The 18,055-nt window shown below is 57.5% G+C and carries 11 protein-coding genes; 2 read left to right on the forward strand and 9 right to left on the reverse strand.

The genetic code is table 11. The features are described from left to right. The first annotated feature begins 109 nt into the window (after positions 1–109). Both AD930_RS05950 and AD930_RS05955 read left to right on the forward strand, forming a co-directional pair. Positions 110–2,704, forward strand: coding sequence for an MMPL family transporter (locus tag AD930_RS05950; protein ID WP_061505482.1), 2,595 nt, complete (start codon positions 110–112; stop codon positions 2,702–2,704). 319 nt (positions 2,705–3,023) lie between these two features. Continuing rightward, positions 3,024–5,801, forward strand: a complete 2,778-nt coding sequence (locus AD930_RS05955) for a Hint domain-containing protein (protein ID WP_061505483.1) — start codon at positions 3,024–3,026, stop codon at positions 5,799–5,801. Between the two features lie 7 nt (positions 5,802–5,808). Here the strand turns inward: AD930_RS05955 and AD930_RS05960 are convergent, their stop codons facing one another. The 9 genes from AD930_RS05960 to AD930_RS06000 form a co-directional block, all read right to left on the reverse strand. After that, complete coding sequence (locus AD930_RS05960) at positions 5,809–6,819, reverse strand: Gfo/Idh/MocA family protein (RefSeq protein WP_061505484.1); 1,011 nt, start codon at positions 6,817–6,819, stop codon at positions 5,809–5,811. Between the two features lie 3 nt (positions 6,820–6,822). Beyond that, complete coding sequence (locus AD930_RS05965; protein ID WP_061505485.1) at positions 6,823–8,298, reverse strand: sugar porter family MFS transporter; 1,476 nt, start codon at positions 8,296–8,298, stop codon at positions 6,823–6,825. A gap of 156 nt (positions 8,299–8,454) precedes the next feature. Next, a complete protein-coding gene (locus tag AD930_RS05970; protein ID WP_061505486.1) occupies positions 8,455–9,714 on the reverse strand; it encodes an NAD(P)/FAD-dependent oxidoreductase in 1,260 nt (419 codons plus the stop codon). A gap of 109 nt (positions 9,715–9,823) precedes the next feature. Further along, positions 9,824–10,063 (reverse strand): DUF3297 family protein, encoded by a 240-nt coding sequence (locus AD930_RS05975; protein ID WP_043550482.1) that lies wholly within the window; start codon positions 10,061–10,063, stop codon positions 9,824–9,826. Between the two features lie 103 nt (positions 10,064–10,166). Next, positions 10,167–13,517: an efflux RND transporter permease subunit gene (locus AD930_RS05980; protein ID WP_061505487.1), complete on the reverse strand. Its 3,351-nt coding sequence runs from the start codon at positions 13,515–13,517 to the stop codon at positions 10,167–10,169. 162 nt (positions 13,518–13,679) lie between these two features. Then, entirely contained in the window at positions 13,680–14,501 is an 822-nt protein-coding gene (locus tag AD930_RS05985; RefSeq protein WP_156476877.1) for a hypothetical protein, read from the reverse strand. 73 nt (positions 14,502–14,574) lie between these two features. Continuing rightward, positions 14,575–15,537 carry an efflux RND transporter periplasmic adaptor subunit gene (locus AD930_RS05990; protein ID WP_043550484.1) on the reverse strand — a complete coding sequence of 321 codons (963 nt, stop codon included), beginning with the start codon at positions 15,535–15,537 and terminating at the stop codon, positions 14,575–14,577. Positions 15,538–15,552: 15 nt separating this feature from the next. Further along, entirely contained in the window at positions 15,553–15,753 is a 201-nt protein-coding gene (locus AD930_RS05995; RefSeq protein ID WP_043550706.1) for a DUF1656 domain-containing protein, read from the reverse strand. A 2-nt stretch (positions 15,754–15,755) separates the two neighbouring features. Continuing rightward, positions 15,756–17,840, reverse strand: a complete 2,085-nt coding sequence (locus tag AD930_RS06000; protein WP_043550486.1) for an FUSC family protein — start codon at positions 17,838–17,840, stop codon at positions 15,756–15,758. Between the last annotated feature and the right edge of the window lie 215 nt (positions 17,841–18,055).

Here is an 18,055-nt window from a genome sequence, read left to right on the forward strand (position 1 = left end):
CGCCAGGTGTGATCTGCATATCCTCACTTGCATCGGGCCAGTGGGTTGGTCCAAACGAAAGCAGCTTTGGGCCTTGTGCCGTGAACTTTTCAGGATCTGATCGTCAGTCATGCTCTCTGCCCCCATAGGTCGTTTCATTACATTCTGTGCTCGTCATGCCTATGCGGTGGTGGCCTTGTTCCTGCTGCTGTCCTGCGGGGCAGTTTATGCGGGCATGACCTGCCTCGGCGTGACGACAGACACCAGCAAGATGCTGTCCGACCGTCTGGAGTGGAAGCAGCGCTCGGATGAAATGGGCCGCCTGTTCCCGCAGAAGGAGAACCTGCTGGTTGCGGTGATTGAAGCCGACCTGCCGGAAGAGGGGCGGGAGACGGCACGGGAACTGGCCGCAAAACTGTCTGCCGACCACACGCACTTCAATTTTGCCGAGCGGCCGGATGCCAACCCGTATCTGATCCGCAATGGCCTGATGTTTCTGGAGCCGCAGCCGCTCTCGCAAGTGCTGAATGACACCATTACAGCCCAGCCCTTCCTGTCCGCACTGGCGCAGGACCCGTCCGCCCGTGGCTTGTTTGGCGCGATGTCTCTGATCTCTGAGGGGATCAAACAGGGGCAGGCTGATGGTCTGAAAAGCTTCCAGACCCCGCTGGCCGGCTTTGCCGATAATCTGGAAAAGGCGGCCTCAGGCCAGCCTCAGCCGCTCTCATGGCAGCAGCTTCTGGGCGGGCAGTTGTCTGATTTGGCGGGGCGGTATCAGTTCGTCATTACCAAGCCGAAGCTGGATTATGGGTCTTTCCAGCCGGGTGGTGCGGCATCCGATGCCATGGTGCAGGCCATCAAATCGCTCGAATTTGTCAAAAGCGGTCAGGTCAAAGTGCATATGACCGGGCAGGTAAAGCTGGATGATGAAGAGTTTGCGACCGTGGCAGAAGGGATGGTCAGCGGTCTGGTGGGCTCTCTGGTGCTCGTCACCCTCTGGCTGGCCCTTGCCGTGCGCTCATGGCGCGTGGTTGTGCCCATTGTAGTGACACTGGTTGTGGGGCTGTTGCTAACAACCGGCTTTGCGGCCGTTGCGGTCGGCACGCTTAATCTGATTTCCGTGGCCTTTGCCATTCTGTTTGTCGGCATTGCGGTGGATTTTGCCATCCAGTTTTCAGTCCGCTTCCGGGCGCAGCATGCTGACTCTGGCAATGCCGGTATTCTGGAAGCACTGCGGGAGACGGGTGAGGAAACCGGCCACCAGATTCTGGTGGCGGCTCTGGCCACGTCTGCTGGCTTTCTGGCCTTTACTCCCACGGCTTTTCTGGGGGTTGCGCAGCTGGGGCTGATCGCCGGGATCGGCATGCTGGTGGCATTTGTTTCCACCACCAGCCTGCTGCCTGCACTGCTGAAAATCTTCCACCCCAAGCTGGACTGCCCGGATATGGGCTACAGCTTCATGAAGCCGGTGGATGTCAAAATCCGTCACCATCGCACAGTGCTGCTGGGGGTGTTTGGGGTTGTAGCCGTGGTGGGTATTGCGCTGGTGCCCAAACTCCAGTTTGACGGTGACCCGCTGCACACCAAAAACCCGAATTCTGAGGGGATGCGCGCCCTGCATCTGCTGATGAGCAATCCGCAGTCTTCACCTTACAGTGCAGAACTGCTGGTGAAATCTCTGGATGATGCGCAGAAGCAGGCTGACCGGCTTTCCAGCGTGCCGCAGGTGCATGATGTGCTGTGGCTGGGCTCTTTTGTCCCGACTAAACAGGATGAGAAACTGGCGCTGATTCAGGATGCCAGCTCCATTCTGCTGCCAACCCTGATTGTGCCAAACCCCAAACCTGCTCCGAGTGCTGATGAACTGCGGGCCTCTGCTGCGGCAACGGCGACGGCGCTGGGCGGGGTGCTGGATAAACTTTCTGCGCAGGACCCGCTGCGGCGCATTCAGGCGGCACTGGTCAAACTCTCCACGGCGCCGGATGCGCAGGTTCTGGCCGCCAATAATGCTCTGGTGCGGTTCCTGCCTTCCCAGCTGGACCAGCTGCGCACCATGTTGCAGGCCACGCCGGTAACGTTGAAAGACGTGCCGCCGTCCATCGCTAATGACTATCTGCTGCCAGATGGCCGGGCACTTGTGGAAGTGCACCCCACGGGTGTGATGTCCAGCAGCGGGGCTCTGCGGAAATTTGTGACGGCTCTGCAGAAGGTCGAGCCGGAGATTGCCGGTACGGCTGTTGATATTGTGGAAAGCGCCCGCTCCATTGTGCGTGCGTTTGAACAGGCAGCGGCTGCGGCTATTATCATGATTGCGCTCATCCTCTTCCTCGCTCTGCGCCGGGTGAAGGATATGCTGCTGGTTCTGGCCCCGCTGATGCTGTCCGCTCTGATGACGGTCATTCTGGTGGTGCTGCTGCCCGAAACGCTGAACTTTGCCAACATTATCGCCCTGCCGCTGCTGCTGGGGGTTGGTGTCTCCTTCAACATCTATTTTGTCATGAACTGGCGGGACGGGGTGAAATTCCCGCTGGCGTCTCCCACCGCCCGCGCTGTGCTCTTTTCCGCTCTGACAACCGGCACAGCCTTTGGCTCTCTGGCGCTCTCGCACCACCCCGGCACGGCCAGCATGGGCCGCCTGCTGCTGCTCTCACTGGGCTGCACACTTCTGGCCACGCTGGTGTTTGTCCCGGCTCTGTTGCCTAAGCGGCCGACGGACGAGGCTTAAAGTCCTACAAAAGAGACTTCAAAAAAGAAGGCCATTTCCACATGTGGAAATGGCCTTTTCTTTTACGTGCTGATGTCCTGTGAGCGTGTAAGTAATCGACTCCCACAGGAATTAATCACCAGAAGAAAAATATTAATTTTGGAGGGAACGGAAAGCTCACGTTCTTTTCAAAGAATTTCTTAAAATCCGCACAAGAAATTTCGTTTGCTTCGAGCGTGTTAATTAAAAATTAAAATTCACGGAGGATAAAGGTGAGGATCACTTAATGGACGGGTAATGAATTTTTAACCCGTTTGAGGTTAAGAAAAGGAATTCCGTAATGAGTCTTACTTACTCACCTCCAGCAGGGGCAACCGTTCTGAAAAACGGAAACTGGATTGCCACCAAGGATGCTGATGGCAAGACCTATTATCAGTCTGCAACCGGTATTGATGCCGGAGCAAGCCCCGTCTCTGGCGCAACAAAATATACTGGGCCTGTTATTATTTCAGGGGGCAATCTGACTGTTGCGTCAGGTGCTGTTGCGTCAGGTGCTTACATTTCCGGCGGGTGGAACAATGTTTATGTTCTCTCAGGCGGCAATTTTGAATCGTCAGTCAATGTCAACGGCTGGACTTATGTCCGCAGTGGTGGCGTGTCTTCTGACAATACGCTGGTCTCTGATGCCGGGAATGTCGCCGCAGGTGGTTCTTCCATTTCAGATACATTTATTGCAGGCACTCCTACTGATGGGGGAGGCGATATCTTTGCCGTCTCTAAAGGGGGGTACATCGGCGGGAGTGCGACCGTCGGATCTGGCATGATGCTGAATGTGAACGCAGGCGCCACTGCTGAGCCGATCACGGTGCAGAATGGTGGCACTCTGTACGTTGATAGCCCCTCTTCAACTGTCGGGAGTGGGACGCCTGCACCTGCCCTTGGGGATACGACGATCTCTCCAGCCTACCCCGTTGCACCCTCCGGGGCGACTGTCCTGAAAGGCGGAAACTGGATCGCTACCAAGGATAGTAATGGCAAGACCTATTATCAATCCGCAAACGGGATCAATTCCGCGGCGCGCCCCGTCTCTGGCGCAGCAAAATATACGGGTCCTGTTGTCATTTCAGGTGGCAACCTGACTGTTGCCGCCGGTGCCGTTGCCTCCGGTGCGTATGTGTCTGGCGGGTGGAACAATGTTTATGTTCTCTCAGGCGGCAATTTTGAATCGTCAGTCAATATCAACGGCTGGACGTATGTGAGCAGCGGTGGTGTCGCCTCCGACAATACGCTTGTTTCCGATGCAGGCAGTGTTGCTGCTGGAGGGTCTTCTGTTTCTAATACGTTCCTGGCAGGAACGGCGGCTGACGGGGGAGCGGATATCTACACAGTCAGCAGTGGTGGATATGTTGCGGGCAATACCATTGTTGATTCCGGAACAAAGCTGGTGGTCAACAGCGGTGCAACCGTTACAAATCCCATTGCGTATTACACGGCATATCCTCAATCCAGCTATCTCTCCGCAACCGTTCTGAGTGGCGGGAACTGGATTGCCACCAAGGATGCTGATGGCAAGACCTACTATCAATCTGCAACCGGGATTGACACCGGCGCGAAGCCTATCTCTGGCGCAACAAAATATACTGGTCCGGTCATTATTTCTGCCGGGACCCTGACTGTTGCGAGTGGAGCGGTCGCATCTGGGGCGTATGTGTCTGGTGGGGTGAACAATGTGTTTATCGAATCCGGTGGCGTTCTGGAATCATCAGTGAACGTTAATGGGTGGACATATGTAAGGAGTGGTGGCGTTTCTTCCCGGAACACTCTGGTCTCTGACGCAGGGAGAGTTTCTGCAGGAGGTTCCTCCGTCTCAGATACGTTCCTGTATGGCGCGAATGGGGATGGCGGGAGTGATATTTTTACCATTGGAAGTGGTGGATACGTCGCAAGCAGTTATATCGGTTCAGGCTCCCATCTTGAGGTTGTTGCCGGAGGATCGTCTGACAGCCCGACTATCGCTGCCGGAGGCATCTATCATGTCACACAGGCGTCTTCTCTCGTTTGTTTCCTTCCGGGCAGCATGATCCGCACCGAAAAAGGTGAGGTCGCTGTTGAAGATCTTCAGATTGGTGATCAGGTTGTCACCTTTGACTGGGAAAACAATAAAGAGGTTTCTCGCCCAATTGTCTGGGTCGGGAAAGCACAGGCGACTGTCCATGCTGGCCTGCCGGATGATGAGGCTGGCTGGCCAGTTCGTGTGCTGAAAGATGCTGTTGCCGATGGGGTGCCCTACAAGGACATGCTTATTACGGCAGAACATTGCCTCTTCCTGCAGAATAAGTTTGTCCCGGTTCGGATGCTGGTTAACGGAGAAACCATTTTTTACGATAAATCCATCCGGTCTTACGACTATTATCACGTAGAAACGGCCAGCCATTCTGTGATTTCTGCTGATGGCATGCTGACCGAAAGCTATCTGGAAACAGGTGATCGCGCCTCCTTCCAGCAGGAAGGGAAGTTTGCAGCTCTGCGTGGGGCTGCGCCGTACACATGGGAGGAGAATGCAGCTGCACCGCTGTGTGTTGAACGGTCTTTTGTCGAGCCCCTGTTCCGCACTCTGGAAGAGCGTAAGGCGAAGGTTTCTGGACAGTCTGCGCAGCTTAAGAAAGACGTCACCACCACTGACTGTCCTGATCTGCGCCTGATGACAGATGCCGGGGCTACTCTCTACCCTGTGCGGCAGACAGCCGAGCGATACAGCTTTATGCTGCCGCCGGATACGCGGTTTGTTCGCATCCTGTCACGCGCCAGCCGACCTGCGGATGTGATCGGTCCTTTTGTGGATGATCGACGGTCTATGGGGGTCGCGGTTGGCGATGTGCATCTGCTGTGTGATGGCTGTTCGCATGACATCACAGCGCATCTGCTGGATGAAAAGCCTAAAGGCTGGCACGTAAGCGAAAATGCCGGATGTGCATGGACAAACGGCAACGCGGTCCTGCCGCTTGGTGATCAGGCGTCTCGTGGAAAAGTGGGGATGTTGTCTATAACCATTCTGGCGTCTGGTCCGTATTTAGTGGTGGATCAGGACGCAGAAAATCTACAGTCACGCTCTGCTTAAAGCCGTCTTACCGATAGACATCAGGCTGCGGGATCAGCCTGATGTCTTCCCTTTTTCCACTTTTCTGCGCCCGAATACAGGCATCGGTGGTGGCGGAGGCGACATAGCCAGCCCAGCTATCCGGGCCAGTCAGTTTGCCTGCCGCCACACCATCTACAAACGCCTGCAATTCCCGGTCATAGGCGGCTTCAAACCGTTCTTTGCACCCCATAGTGATGGCGGTGTGGTTCTGGCCGTTCCGCCTCACGGTAGCCCGCGCGGGTTCGGGGAGGCGGACTTCTCCGCTCTCCCCAATCAGTGCGCACTGCACGTCGTATCCAAACTGGCAGTTCACAAACACTTCCACATCAATCAGCACACCGCTTTCTGTTTCCAGAATCACAAGCTGGGGGTCCTGCAAGGTGGCATCAGCTTTGGAGGTAGAGCGGGGATAGAGAACCTGCGCTGCGGTAAAGCTTTCACCCAGCAGCCAGTGGAACGTATTCACATCATGGATGAGCGTTTCGCTCATCAGCATCTCACGGGTGTAATGCGGGCCGGAGGTCGGGTTGCGGTGGGCCGCATGCGCCATCAGAACAGAGCCAATCGCTTTTGTGTCGATCAGGGATTTCAGGTTCAGATACCCTTCGTCATACACACGCACGAACCCGACCTGCACCAGTCGCTTTCCGGCGGCGCTTTCCGCGTGCAGAATGCGCACACACCCCTCTGCCGTTGTGGCGAGAGGTTTTTCACAAAACACATATTTCCCGGCCTGAATGGCTTTGAGAACAAGATCTTCATGCGTCTGGCTGGCGGAGGAAATGACCACCGCATCCACCTGTGGGCTTTCAATCAGTTCCTCTGGTGTGGCCGTCACCCGCGCTTCAGGCGCAAACTGTCGGGCAACGTCCTCAGCGCGGGACTGTGTGCGATTATAAAGAGCGGAAACGGTCGCGCCGGAAATGATGTTTGCACAGCGCCGGACATGGTCAGCGCCCAGATCCCCCGTGCCGATAAAGCCAAGACGCACGCTCATAAGTTATCCTTTCTGCATGCCCAGTGGCACCGTATGCTGCGTGGAGGAGGAGGCTGAAGACAAGGGCTGGCCAATTTCGCGCAGCGGGACGTTTGCCTTCACACGCTGTTCAATTTCTTCCAGAGAGCAGCCCTTGGTTTCCGGCACCAGAAAATACCCGATCAGGAAAAACACGGCATTAAAACCAGCCAGTGTCCAGAAGACGCCAAAATCACCAATGACACTCATAACGGACAAAAAGACGTTGCTGATAAGCCAGTTTGTAATCCAGTTGGCAAAGGTCGAGCAGGCAATGGCCAGACCACGGCCCTGAAGGGGCTGGATTTCCGTGCACATGGTCCAGGGGATAGGACCTTCACCCGTTGCAAAACCCAGCGTGAAAATAACCAGAAGGGTCACAACGGCCACACTGCCAAAGGTGCCGCCCACATGGGAATAGAGCAGGAAACCAAACAGAGTGAGGCTGATGGTAGCAATAATGGTGCTTGTCAGCAGCAGCGGGCGGCGCCCCCAGCGGTCAATCAGCAGGATAGCAAAGCCGGTTGCCACCATGTTGGCCAGACCGAGGAGCGTCGTGCACCAGACGGCCGCCTGGGCCGAGAAATGCAGATGCTCCAGAATATGCGGGGCGTAATACAGCAGGATATTAATGCCTGCCAGTTGCTGAAACATCTGGAGCAGAATACCCAGCGTGAAGGTTTTTCTGAAACCGGGAGAGGATTTTAACAAAGCCAGCCCACTGCCGCTGGTTTTTTTAAGATTCTGTTCAATCCGGTTCAGTTCTTCCGTGGCCTGTTGCTTAGAGCCACGTATCTTCTGCAAAACACTATGTGCTTCATGCTTGCGGCCCTGCATGGCTAGCCAGCGCGGGGAATACGGAACCTGTGTGGTTGCAAGAATAAAGAGAACTGTGGGAACCGCCAGAATACCGAGCATCCAGCGCCAGTGGCCGCCGTAGGCGAGCAGACTGTCTGAGAGAAGAGCCAGCAACATGCCGCCGGTGATGACGAGCTGGTAGATGGAAATCATCTTACCACGTCGGCTTTTTTCAGTAATTTCTGCAATATAAAGGGGCGCTGAAAAGGAGGCGAACCCCACGCCTATGCCCAGAAAAATACGCCCTGCGATCATGACTGGGATGGACGGAGCCAGTGCGCACAGACCTGTACCAATCAGAAAGAGCAGGCCCGCATAAAACATGGCCCCTCGGCGGCCCCGATGTTTTGAAACCGGGATAGCCAGCAGGGACCCGGCAGCGGCCCCCAGCATCAGGGAGGAAACAATCCATTCCTGTGCGCGGTCACTCGCTTGAAGTTCGGCCCCCATGAATTTCAGGGCTCCGGCAATTACGCCGGTATCCAGCCCAAACATCAGCCCGGCAAGGCCCGCGGCTCCGGCAAAAAGAAAGGCGTTTTGTCTGCCCTGCCGCAGGCTTTCCGGGTCAACCTGAGAGGCAGGCTCTGGTGCAGCGGTTTTCACGAATAACGCCCTTTCTTATTGTTTCTCTTACAACAACGAACGGTTCGTTACGGTGTGAGTTCCGATAAAAACGGCGTGCGGATCTGGTGTTGTGAAAAGGCAATAAAAAACCCCGCTGTTAAGCGAGGGTTTTTAAGAGAGCGATTAAGCCGAATATCAGGGCTTAATCCATTCCGGGTGATGCGGCACGGTGATGTCTCGGCCTTTGAGCATCATGTCCCAATACACGCGCGGGAAGACGGTGGTTTTCAGGAACCATGCAAAGCGGCTCGGCTTGCGCTGGTCGTAGGGGAAGCTGGGGGCGGGTTTGCCGCCATACAGGAATTCCGCCAGAACAATTTTGCCATAACCGACCGTCAGCGGGCAGGCACCATAGCCATCATAAATCCCGCTGAACGGCTTGCCATCCAGAGAGGCCAGCAGGTTTGCCGTGACAACCGGGGTCTGGGCACGGGCAGCGGCCATGGTCTTGGCGTTGGAGGTGCCAATCACGTCGCCCAGCCCGAAGATGGAGTCATACTTCGTGTGGCGCAGGGTGGAGGGGTCCACATCGACCCAGCCGCCTGCGTTGGCCAGCGGGCTTTTCTTGATAAAGTCCGGCGCGCTCTGCGGCGGTGTGACGTGCAGCATGTCAAAATCTTTGACCACATTTTCCGTTTTGCCGTCTGGGCCTGTCACGGCAAAGGTTGCTTTGCGTTCCGGGCCGTTCACGGCAATCAGGGTGTGCTTGTACTGCAGGTTGATGCCGTAATAATCGACAGCCTGCTGCAGGGCAGGGCGATAGTAGGCCACGCCAAACAGCGCATCACCAGCAAGGCAGAATTCCACATTGGTGCGGTTCAGCGTGCCTTCCTTGCGCCAGTAGTCAGCGGCCAGATAGGCAATTTTCTGGGGAGCCCCTGCGCATTTGATGGGCATGGGCGGCTGCGTGAACAGAGCCGTGCCACCGGAGAGGGACTGGATGCACGTCCAAGTATATTCCACCGTATCTTTGGAATAGTTGCTGCACACGCCATTGCGGCCCAGTGTTTCGGGCAGGCCTTCAATCTTGTCCCAGTCCAGCTGGAGGCCGGGGCAGACGACCAGACGATTATAAGACACCGTCCGGCCATCGGTCAGCGTGACCTGCTTTTCATCCGGCTGGAAGGAGTCCACGGCAGCCCGTAGCCAGGTGCAGCCATTGGGGATCAACCCGCCTTCCTGCTTCAGCGTGCTTTTCAGCGTCATGACCCCGGCACCCACCAGCGTCCAGCCGGGCTGGTAGGCGTGAGTGGTGGAGGGGTCAATCACGGCGACATCCAGTGTCGGCCGCTCATGCAGCAGGCGGGCGGCCACCGCAATACCGGCAGCACCACCCCCTACGATGACGACTGTGTAGCGGAGATCCGGGTTTTTCCCGGTTTCAGACTGGGCCATTCATGCTCTCCCTGAGACGTGTTCACATCCGATTGATGAGTGCAGTATCCCAAACATCAATAATTTAATAAAGTCATTAATTATTGGGGAGGCATGTTTGTAGCGCAGGTTAGTCTTTAATCCATGCCTCCACCGGGCCCTGCAGCTTCATGGTCAGCGGGTTGCCATTGCGGTCAACTGTTTTGCCAACGGCCACGCGCACCCAGCCTTCGCTGATGCAGTATTCTTCCACGTTGGTTTTCTCTACGCCCTTAAAGCGAATGCCAACGCCGCGTTCCAGCAGGGCTTCATTAAAATACGGGCTGGCCGGATTAACGGACAGGCGATCGGGGACGGTGGTATCGGTCATGATGAACCATTCCTTGCAGATAAGGGTCTTAAACGCTGTTTTCTTAGCGAGTTTTGGCCGGAATGCCTATCGCCCTCTCAGGCGGGCATTCCGGCCACCCTGCTCAGGGCGTGTGGGAGGGCGTGGCGTCTGATGAGTCGGCCCGCGTGAAGCGCAATCTGGCCCCAATCGCCGCCCCCTTCCGCTGCACCCAGCGGCCCAGCCGGTGCATGAACAGATAGATCACCGGGGTGGAATATAGGGTCAGCAACTGGCTGGTAGCCAGCCCGCCAATAACGGCAATGCCCAGCGGGCGGCGCAGTTCCGACCCATAACCATGGCCAAAGACCAGCGGCACCGCACCAAAGGCGGCAGCCAGTGTGGTCATCAGGATCGGGCGGAAACGTGTCAGACAGGCGGTGCGGATGGCCTCTTCCGGCGGCAGGTTCTGCTCCCGCTCCACATGGAGGGCGAAGTCGATCATCAGGATGGCGTTTTTCTTCACAATACCAATCAGCAGAATTACGCTGATCATGGCGATGAGAGAGAACGGTTCCTGACAGATCCACAGCGTTAGCACTGCGCCCACGGCAGCGGAGGGCAGGGTGGAGAGAATGGTCAGCGGCTGGATGTAGCTCTCATAGAGAATGCCGAGCGTGACATACATCGTCAGGATCGCGGCGACGAACACCAGAAGCTCGTTAATCAGGTCTTTCTGCATATCCCCGGCCTGACCGGAAAAATCGCCACGCAGGCTCTGAGGCGTGTGCAGGCTGAGCATGGCCCGCTGAATTTCGGCCGTGGCATCTCCCAGAGATTTTCCGGCGGCGAGGTCAAACGCGATGGACCCGGAAATGAACCCGTTCTCATGGCTGACCTGAAGCGGGGTCGGAGCCGTCTCCAGCGTTGCCACGGTGGGGAGCGGCACCATGGTCTCAGAGGAGGAGGACACCGCAGAACCGTTGGAGGCACCAGCACCACCGCCCGCCAGACGGTTGGCAATAGCATTACGGAAGGACTGCTGGCTGAGTGAGGCTTCTCTGGATTCCGTAGCGTCCCAAGGTTTGACCACACGCACCGTGTTGGATGCCGTGGCCCCCGCTGCCGTGCCACCGGCGGTGGAAACCCAGAGGGTTTTGAGCATGTCCGGATTTTCCCGGAACTGCTTTTCCACTTCCATCACCACATAATAGGTCGTCAGCGGTGTGGAAATGGCGGAGGCGGTGCGCTGCCCGTAGGCATCATAGAGCGCATTCCCAATCAGCTGCGGGGTGACGAGATAACGTGCTGCCGTATCACGCTGGATGCGTACATGCATGGCCGTGCCATTGCCGGACAGATGGCTGTTGACGCCAACAATCACCTTGCTTTTGCGCAGGGCTTCCGTAATGCGCGGCACCCACGTGTAAATGTCTTCAGCGTTGTCACTCTGGAAGATATATTGATACGTGCCCTCATGCTGGCGTCCGCCGCCACCGTTGATGTCCCCGGCATTGGAAATACTGGCGGTCATGCCCGGAATATTTTTCACGCGTTCCCGCACACGGGCCGCAATCTGTTCCGGAGTGGAACTGCGCCCCGCCTTGTCCGTCAGCTGGGCGAAGACCTGAGATTCATTAGCAGCATCTTCCCCGGCAAAGCCCAGAACATCGCTGACATCATGGTCCACCATCATGGCTTTGATGACCTCTTTCGTCTTGCCGGACATGGCAGCGAAGGAGCTGGTCTGGTCGGAGCTCAGATAGCTTTCCAGCAGGGAAATATCTTCCGCAGGCAGCACGGTTTTGGACATGACAATCAGAATGCCGATAGTCGCAAAAAAGCTGGCGGGCAGGGAGCAGAAAATCAGCCAGGGGTGACGCAGCGCCCAGTTCAGAGAGCGTTCATACCCACGGACCAGCCATTCCAGCGCCTTGTCCGTGCCATCCGCCAGCAGATGAGCCGCATGCGTGAACACGCCTTTTTTGGGCGGCGGGGCATTGGGGTCCGGCTCATGATGGATTTCCAGCATGTAGGCGCACATCATGGGCGTGAGCGAAATGGACAGAAAGAACGAGACGGAGACTGCTGTGGTCAGCGTCATCGCAAATTCAAAGAAGATCTTGCCCGGAATGCCGCCCAGCAGCAGGAGCGGCAGAAAGACAGCAATCAGTGAAATGGTGATGGAGAGAATGGTAAACGCAATCTCGCGCGAGCCAAGCAGGGTGGCTTCCATCCGCTCCATGCCGGCTTCCATGTGGCGGGCAATATTTTCCACCACCACAATGGCATCATCCACCACAAAGCCGGTGGCAATGGTCAGCGCCATGAGAGACAGGGTATCGAGCGAGAAGCCCATCAGATGCATCACACCCAGAGAACCCGCCAGAGAGATGGGCACGGTAATGGCTGGAATGAGCGTGGACCGCCAGCTGCGCAGAAACGCCAGCACCACAAGCACCACAAGCACGACGGAAATGACCAGCGTATATTGCGTGTCTTCCAGCGCGCCACGGATGGACACCGAGCGGTCAGAGACCAGTTTGAACTCCACATCCGCTGGCAACGCATTGGCCAGAATGTCCGCACGGGCCCGGATGGCGTTCGTGACTTCAATCACATTCGCACCGGGCTGCGGGCGGATAATGGTGATGATGGCGGGCTTTTCATTATACCATGCGGCCTTGCGCTCATCCTGCGGGCCATCCCGCACAATGGCAACGTCAGTAAGGCGCACAGGGCGGCCATTGCGGTAGCCGATGACAAGGTCCCGATACTCGTTTGCCGTACGGGCCTGATCGTTCGTTTCCAGTGTCAGGCGCTGGCCGCCGGAATCAAGAAAGCCTTTGGGCGTGTTGGCGTTGGCCGAGGCGAGTGCGGAACGCACGTCCTCAAACCCGATGCCGTATTTATACAGCATCATCGGGTTCATCTCCACGCGCACGGCGGGTTTGGATGCTCCGACCAGCTCCACCCAGCCAACGCCTTTTACCCCTGCCAACAGGGGCTTCAGCCGTGTTTCCGCCAGATCCCGCAGGGCCGTGGGGGAGCGGGTGGGGGAGGTCATTGTCGCCAGCATGATCGGGCTGTCAGACGGGTTGGCTTTGTAATATTGCGGTGGCATCAGCAGCGTGTGCGGCATGTCTGCCCGTGCGGCCTGCAAGGCGGCCTCTACATCACGCGCCGCGCCGTTAATGTCCCGGCTGTTGTCAAAAAACATCAGGATAAAGGCGCTGGTGTCCGTTGAATCGGACCGCATGCTGGTCAGGCCTGCAATCTGGCCCAGATGGCGCTCAAGCGGTGTGGTGAGCGAGCTCGCCATCTGCTGCGGAGAGCTGCCGGGCTGAGAGGCCACAACATAGATGACAGGCACGGAGATGTTGGGCAGGTCGGCTACCGGCATTGCCCGATAGGCAAAAATGCCAGCCAGAACAAAAGCCATGGCCATCAGAAGAGTGCCGACGGGACGCATGATAAAAAGCCGGCAGATGGACAAAAGCGGTCTTCCTTACCCAGGATCAAAGCTGGCGGGCGGGTAGAGCCAGCGTGGCATTAAACGAAGCACCAAAAAATTGATATTCGGTATGTTTCAACCGGTCAGAAATGCCCAACACCCCGAAAACCGCCCTGCAAAATCGCAGGAAAAGCGCGTCAGGCCTTAGGGCAGGACGTTAGCCCGGTCTGCCCGGGTCAGCGGTGGGGGCGCTGCGGCATCACTGATAATCTTTCCGCTTCCGTCTCGTTCCGTTGCCAGTGGACCTGTGACTTTGTCAACACTGATCCCTCCGCTCTGCTCAACATGGAACATGCCAACCTCTGTGACACCATGAAAAACGGCGTCTCCCGTGCTGCTGGACGTAATTTCCAGAGCCTTGAGCTGACCGGCATTGGCCGTGAAGCTGGCGCTCCCTCCAAGATACAAAGCCAGCGCCGGGGCGGCGACCGTATGAATGGTGACAGGCGCGCTCTTTTCCGACCGAATACGGGCGGATTCAGCCAGCGTTGAAATGGTGATGGGCCCTGAGGAATCAGAGAACAGCCCCAGCTCTCCGGTTTTGCCCAGAGTCAGGGTGCCGCTGCCTGCATGAATAAAGGTGGGGCCGGTGCGGTCTGCTACTGTGATATTTGTCGCGCCTGCGTCGTCAATAGTCAGGCTGATGTCGGGCCGGACAGAGACCGTCAGAGTGCCGCTGTTGGTACAGGTCTGTTGCCGGAGGGTTGTAACGCCATCGGGTGCCGTGGTGAGCGTTACATCCTGCGGTAAAGCGCCTTCAGCGCGCGCCATCTCACTTTGCGATCGGTTGCTGACAAGATGCAGGCTCTGCAAGCAAGGCGTGTGGACAACCAGCCCACGGTTTTGCTGCCCTGAGGCGGCTTTGGCAAAGCTGCCAGACGCGGCAAGGAAAAGGCAGAACGCCGCCAGAGCAGCGCGGCGGAGGGAGATGAGCTGGCCAGACATAACGCCATTTGTGCCAGTCACCCGCACACGCGTCCAGCGGCAGACATAAAGAAAGGCCGGAGCATCTGTCCTTTGATTTGCCGTTGCTTACTCCTTAATTATGGAGACCGCTGCCCCCGGCTCCCCCCATCAGGGCGTCATGCAGGCGGTCAAAGGTTTCTGCCAGCGTATCATGCGCGCGCTTGCCCTTGCTGCCGACAATGGTGACGGTGGTGGTCATGCCAGCGGCAATCTGGGTGCCGGGTGGGATGCTGTCGATGTGCACCCGTACCGGGATACGCTGGGCCAGACGCACCCAGGTATAAACCGGGTCCACGGAGGGCAGGCCCTGTGTGGAGGGCGTGGCGTTGGGAGTGGCAATACCGCGGGTCACGCTGATGACATGGCCCCACATGGGTTCTCTGAAGCCCATCAGATCCATCCGCACACGGTCTCCCACATGGATGGAGCGGATTTTGGTTTCTTCAAAATAGCCATCCACCCAGTAGGATGAGGCATCAATGATCTGCACATTGGATTTGCCGGCCGTCGCGTAATCACCCACCCGCATGATCAGGTTGGTGACATAGCCGGTCACTGTGCTGCGCACAAACGTACGGTCCAGATTGATCTTGGCCTGAGAGAGAGCCGCCATGGCCTCCCCATACTGGGCTTTGGCCATGTCGGCCGTGGCCTGATAAACCTGCTTTTCCTCGCGGGAGGCGGCAACTTCCGTCAGTTTATTCCGGCGGCTTTCCTGTGTGTCTTTCAGCACCATGTCTGCCTGCCGTTCATTCACGCGGGCTGTGGCGGAGGCGACGGCGACCTTGAAGTCAAAGGGGTCGATTTCGTAGAGAATATCCCCGGCATGGACAAACTGGTTGTCCCTGACCCGCACAGCAATAATCTGGCCGGACACACGCGGCGCAATATCAGCCACCTGCACGCGAACCTGCCCGTTCCGGGTCCAGGGTGCTGCGGTGTAGTAGTCCCACAAGACGAGACCGACAATGCCGGCAATGGCGAGAATTGTCCCCGTCGTGACAAACTGCAGGGCGCGGCGGGCGCGTTCAAACACGGTTGGACAATCCTTTTACAAGAGAATGGTGTAGAGGCCGATCAGGCAGACAAACAGCCCGAATTCAGCCAGAGGCAGGTTCCAGATCACCCGGCGGGCACCCACTTTTGCTAAAATGGGGTTGAGCACCAGCAGCGTGACAACGGCCAGACCCGCATGGACCAGAAACGAGGACACCAGCAGGCCATCAATATCCAGAACAGCGCGAAGCTCCATGGTCAGAAGGCCTTCCATTGCTGATCGGGCAGGGGAATGATGTCATAAATCTGGAGCGCGGAGCGGTTATGCTCCAGCAGCCGGATGGCTCCCACCATGCCGGAAACGGCCGCCAGCGCTGTCGCCATTTCCCCATGCGGCAGGGTGATGGCGTGATCGAGCAGGATACGGGCATGTTTGCGCATGCGGTACAGAGCAGAGTTGATGTTGTAGACGACTGTGGAACGGAACGCCGCCTCCGCATCGGCCCGGATGGCGGGGATGGTGGCTGCGCGTTGCAGATGGCGGCGGGCGCGGGCCAGTTCCACATTCAGCTCATCCAGACTGGAGAGCCGGTTGAACACGCGGACCTTGGATTTTGTGTTCGGGAGGTAACTGTTCCAGTCGAGAATTTTGCACAGCCGGTCGTAATGGCGGCTGATGAGCGCGGAACCTGCCTGTTCCCCATGGCCTTCAAGCTGGAGCCGCAGATCATGCCCAATGGTAATCGCTACACGGAAGCGCCGGCGGTTGGCCGATGGAGGCAGAAGCAGCACCAGTGAGATAAAGATGACAATAGCGGCAAACAGATACAGCACGTTCCGGTCAATAAAGGCCGAAGGCTCATAGTTCTGCTGGTTGGCAACACCCAGAATGACGAAGAAGAACACCCCGGCATTAAAACCGATCGTGGCGGTCTTTGGGTTCATCAACAGCAGGCAGCCCCCAAAAATAACGGGGATGATGACCATGGCCAGAAACGGCATGTCTGCCCCGTGGGGAAGAATGCCAAAGTTCAGAATGGCGGCAACGACGATTGCCAGAGGCGTGCCGATCAGCGCGCCCATGCCAAAGCCGCGGGCATTATAGGTGGTGGCGGCCAGCGTGAGGATAACGGCTACCTGAGAAAGCGCTGTGTAGGTCGAGGGAATATCGGAGATGATGCACAGACCGGCTGCGACGGAAAACCCGGTGAGGGTGCGCAGGCCGGCCAGCAGGGCGGCAATCACGTCCTGATGCTGCTCGATTTTCAGTTCCGGGGCCTGTGTGCGGGCACGCTTGCCGTTTTCAAAGGCGTCAATGCCATCAGCCGCCCAGCGGGCATCGGACAGGAGCGCCATGGAGCGTTCAATCAGCCAGGCTTCATCCAGTGTCGGGCCGCGGTCCAGTTCTTCCGCATGGGCTTCCTTCGCCAGATCTTCCAGATCCCACACGGCCTGACGGGGGGAGGCCACGGGGGTGCCATCCCCGAAGGCGCTGCGGATCTGGTTCAGCACCGGGCCGGAAATTTCGCCCTTGCGCAGCACTGCGGCAATGGCCCGGCTGCAACTGAGCATTTCCAGCAAGGCCACCATGGCGGAGCGGGCCCCTGCCAGCCGCACGCTGGCATCGGGCAATTCGGTTTTGGCGAAGGAGACCTGAGAGGTCAGCGCAATAATCTCGCCCGCCAGACCCGCGCAGGCCATGTCGTCGGGAATGCCGTGTCCGGCCATGGCATCCCGGCTGATGCGCTGCACCATGTTGGCCACGCGGTGCAGATTGCTGGCCAGTTTTTCCCACGCGGTGGGGGAGCCGAAAATATCATTAACCGCTGCCGTGGCGGCAATGCCGACCACAATGGCCGAGACGCGGTTGACCGTGACATCAAAAATAGAGCCCGGATTATCAATGCAGCTAATGCCCACAATGGCCACGGTGTAGCCTGAGAGCATTGCCGCATAGGCGCGGAAGTCCTTTTCCAGCGTGCCGACAATGGTGCAGAGAGTGAGCCAAAGCCCCACGCCGCCCAGAAACACAACACGGTCTTGATTGAAGCAGGCGGTAAGAAACAGCGCGACAAACGCCCCCACCATGGTGCCCATTAAACGGTAGACGGCTTTGGAGAGCACTTGCCCGCGCAGGGGCTGGGCCAGAATCATCACCGTAACGGCGGCAGAGCCGGGAGAGGAAAGCTGCAACCAGAACGCGGTGCTCAGTGCCAGTACAGCGGAAAGCCATGTCCGCAGGCAGAACAGAAACCAGCCGGGCGGAAAGATGGAGGCGGGCAGTGCCGGGCGAAGGCCCTTCCAGAATCTGATAGGCGAGGCGGCTGGGGTGTTGAGGCTCATCCTTTCCGTCGTCCTTGCCGCTCAAGAGGTCAGTCTGGGTCACGCAGAGTCGGGTGGCACGGACCGTAACTGTGCCGAATCCCAAAAATCAGAAGTCTATTAAAATAAAATATAATTCAATGGGGGATTTTTTATACGCTGAGCCGGGTTGCATAAAATGCGGGCATGGGAAAAAGGCCAGCCTTTGGGTGGGCTGCATGGGTATGATGCCACGG

It is taken from the genome of Acetobacter malorum (assembly GCF_001580615.1).
Taxonomy (GTDB): Bacteria; Pseudomonadota; Alphaproteobacteria; order Acetobacterales; family Acetobacteraceae; genus Acetobacter; species Acetobacter malorum.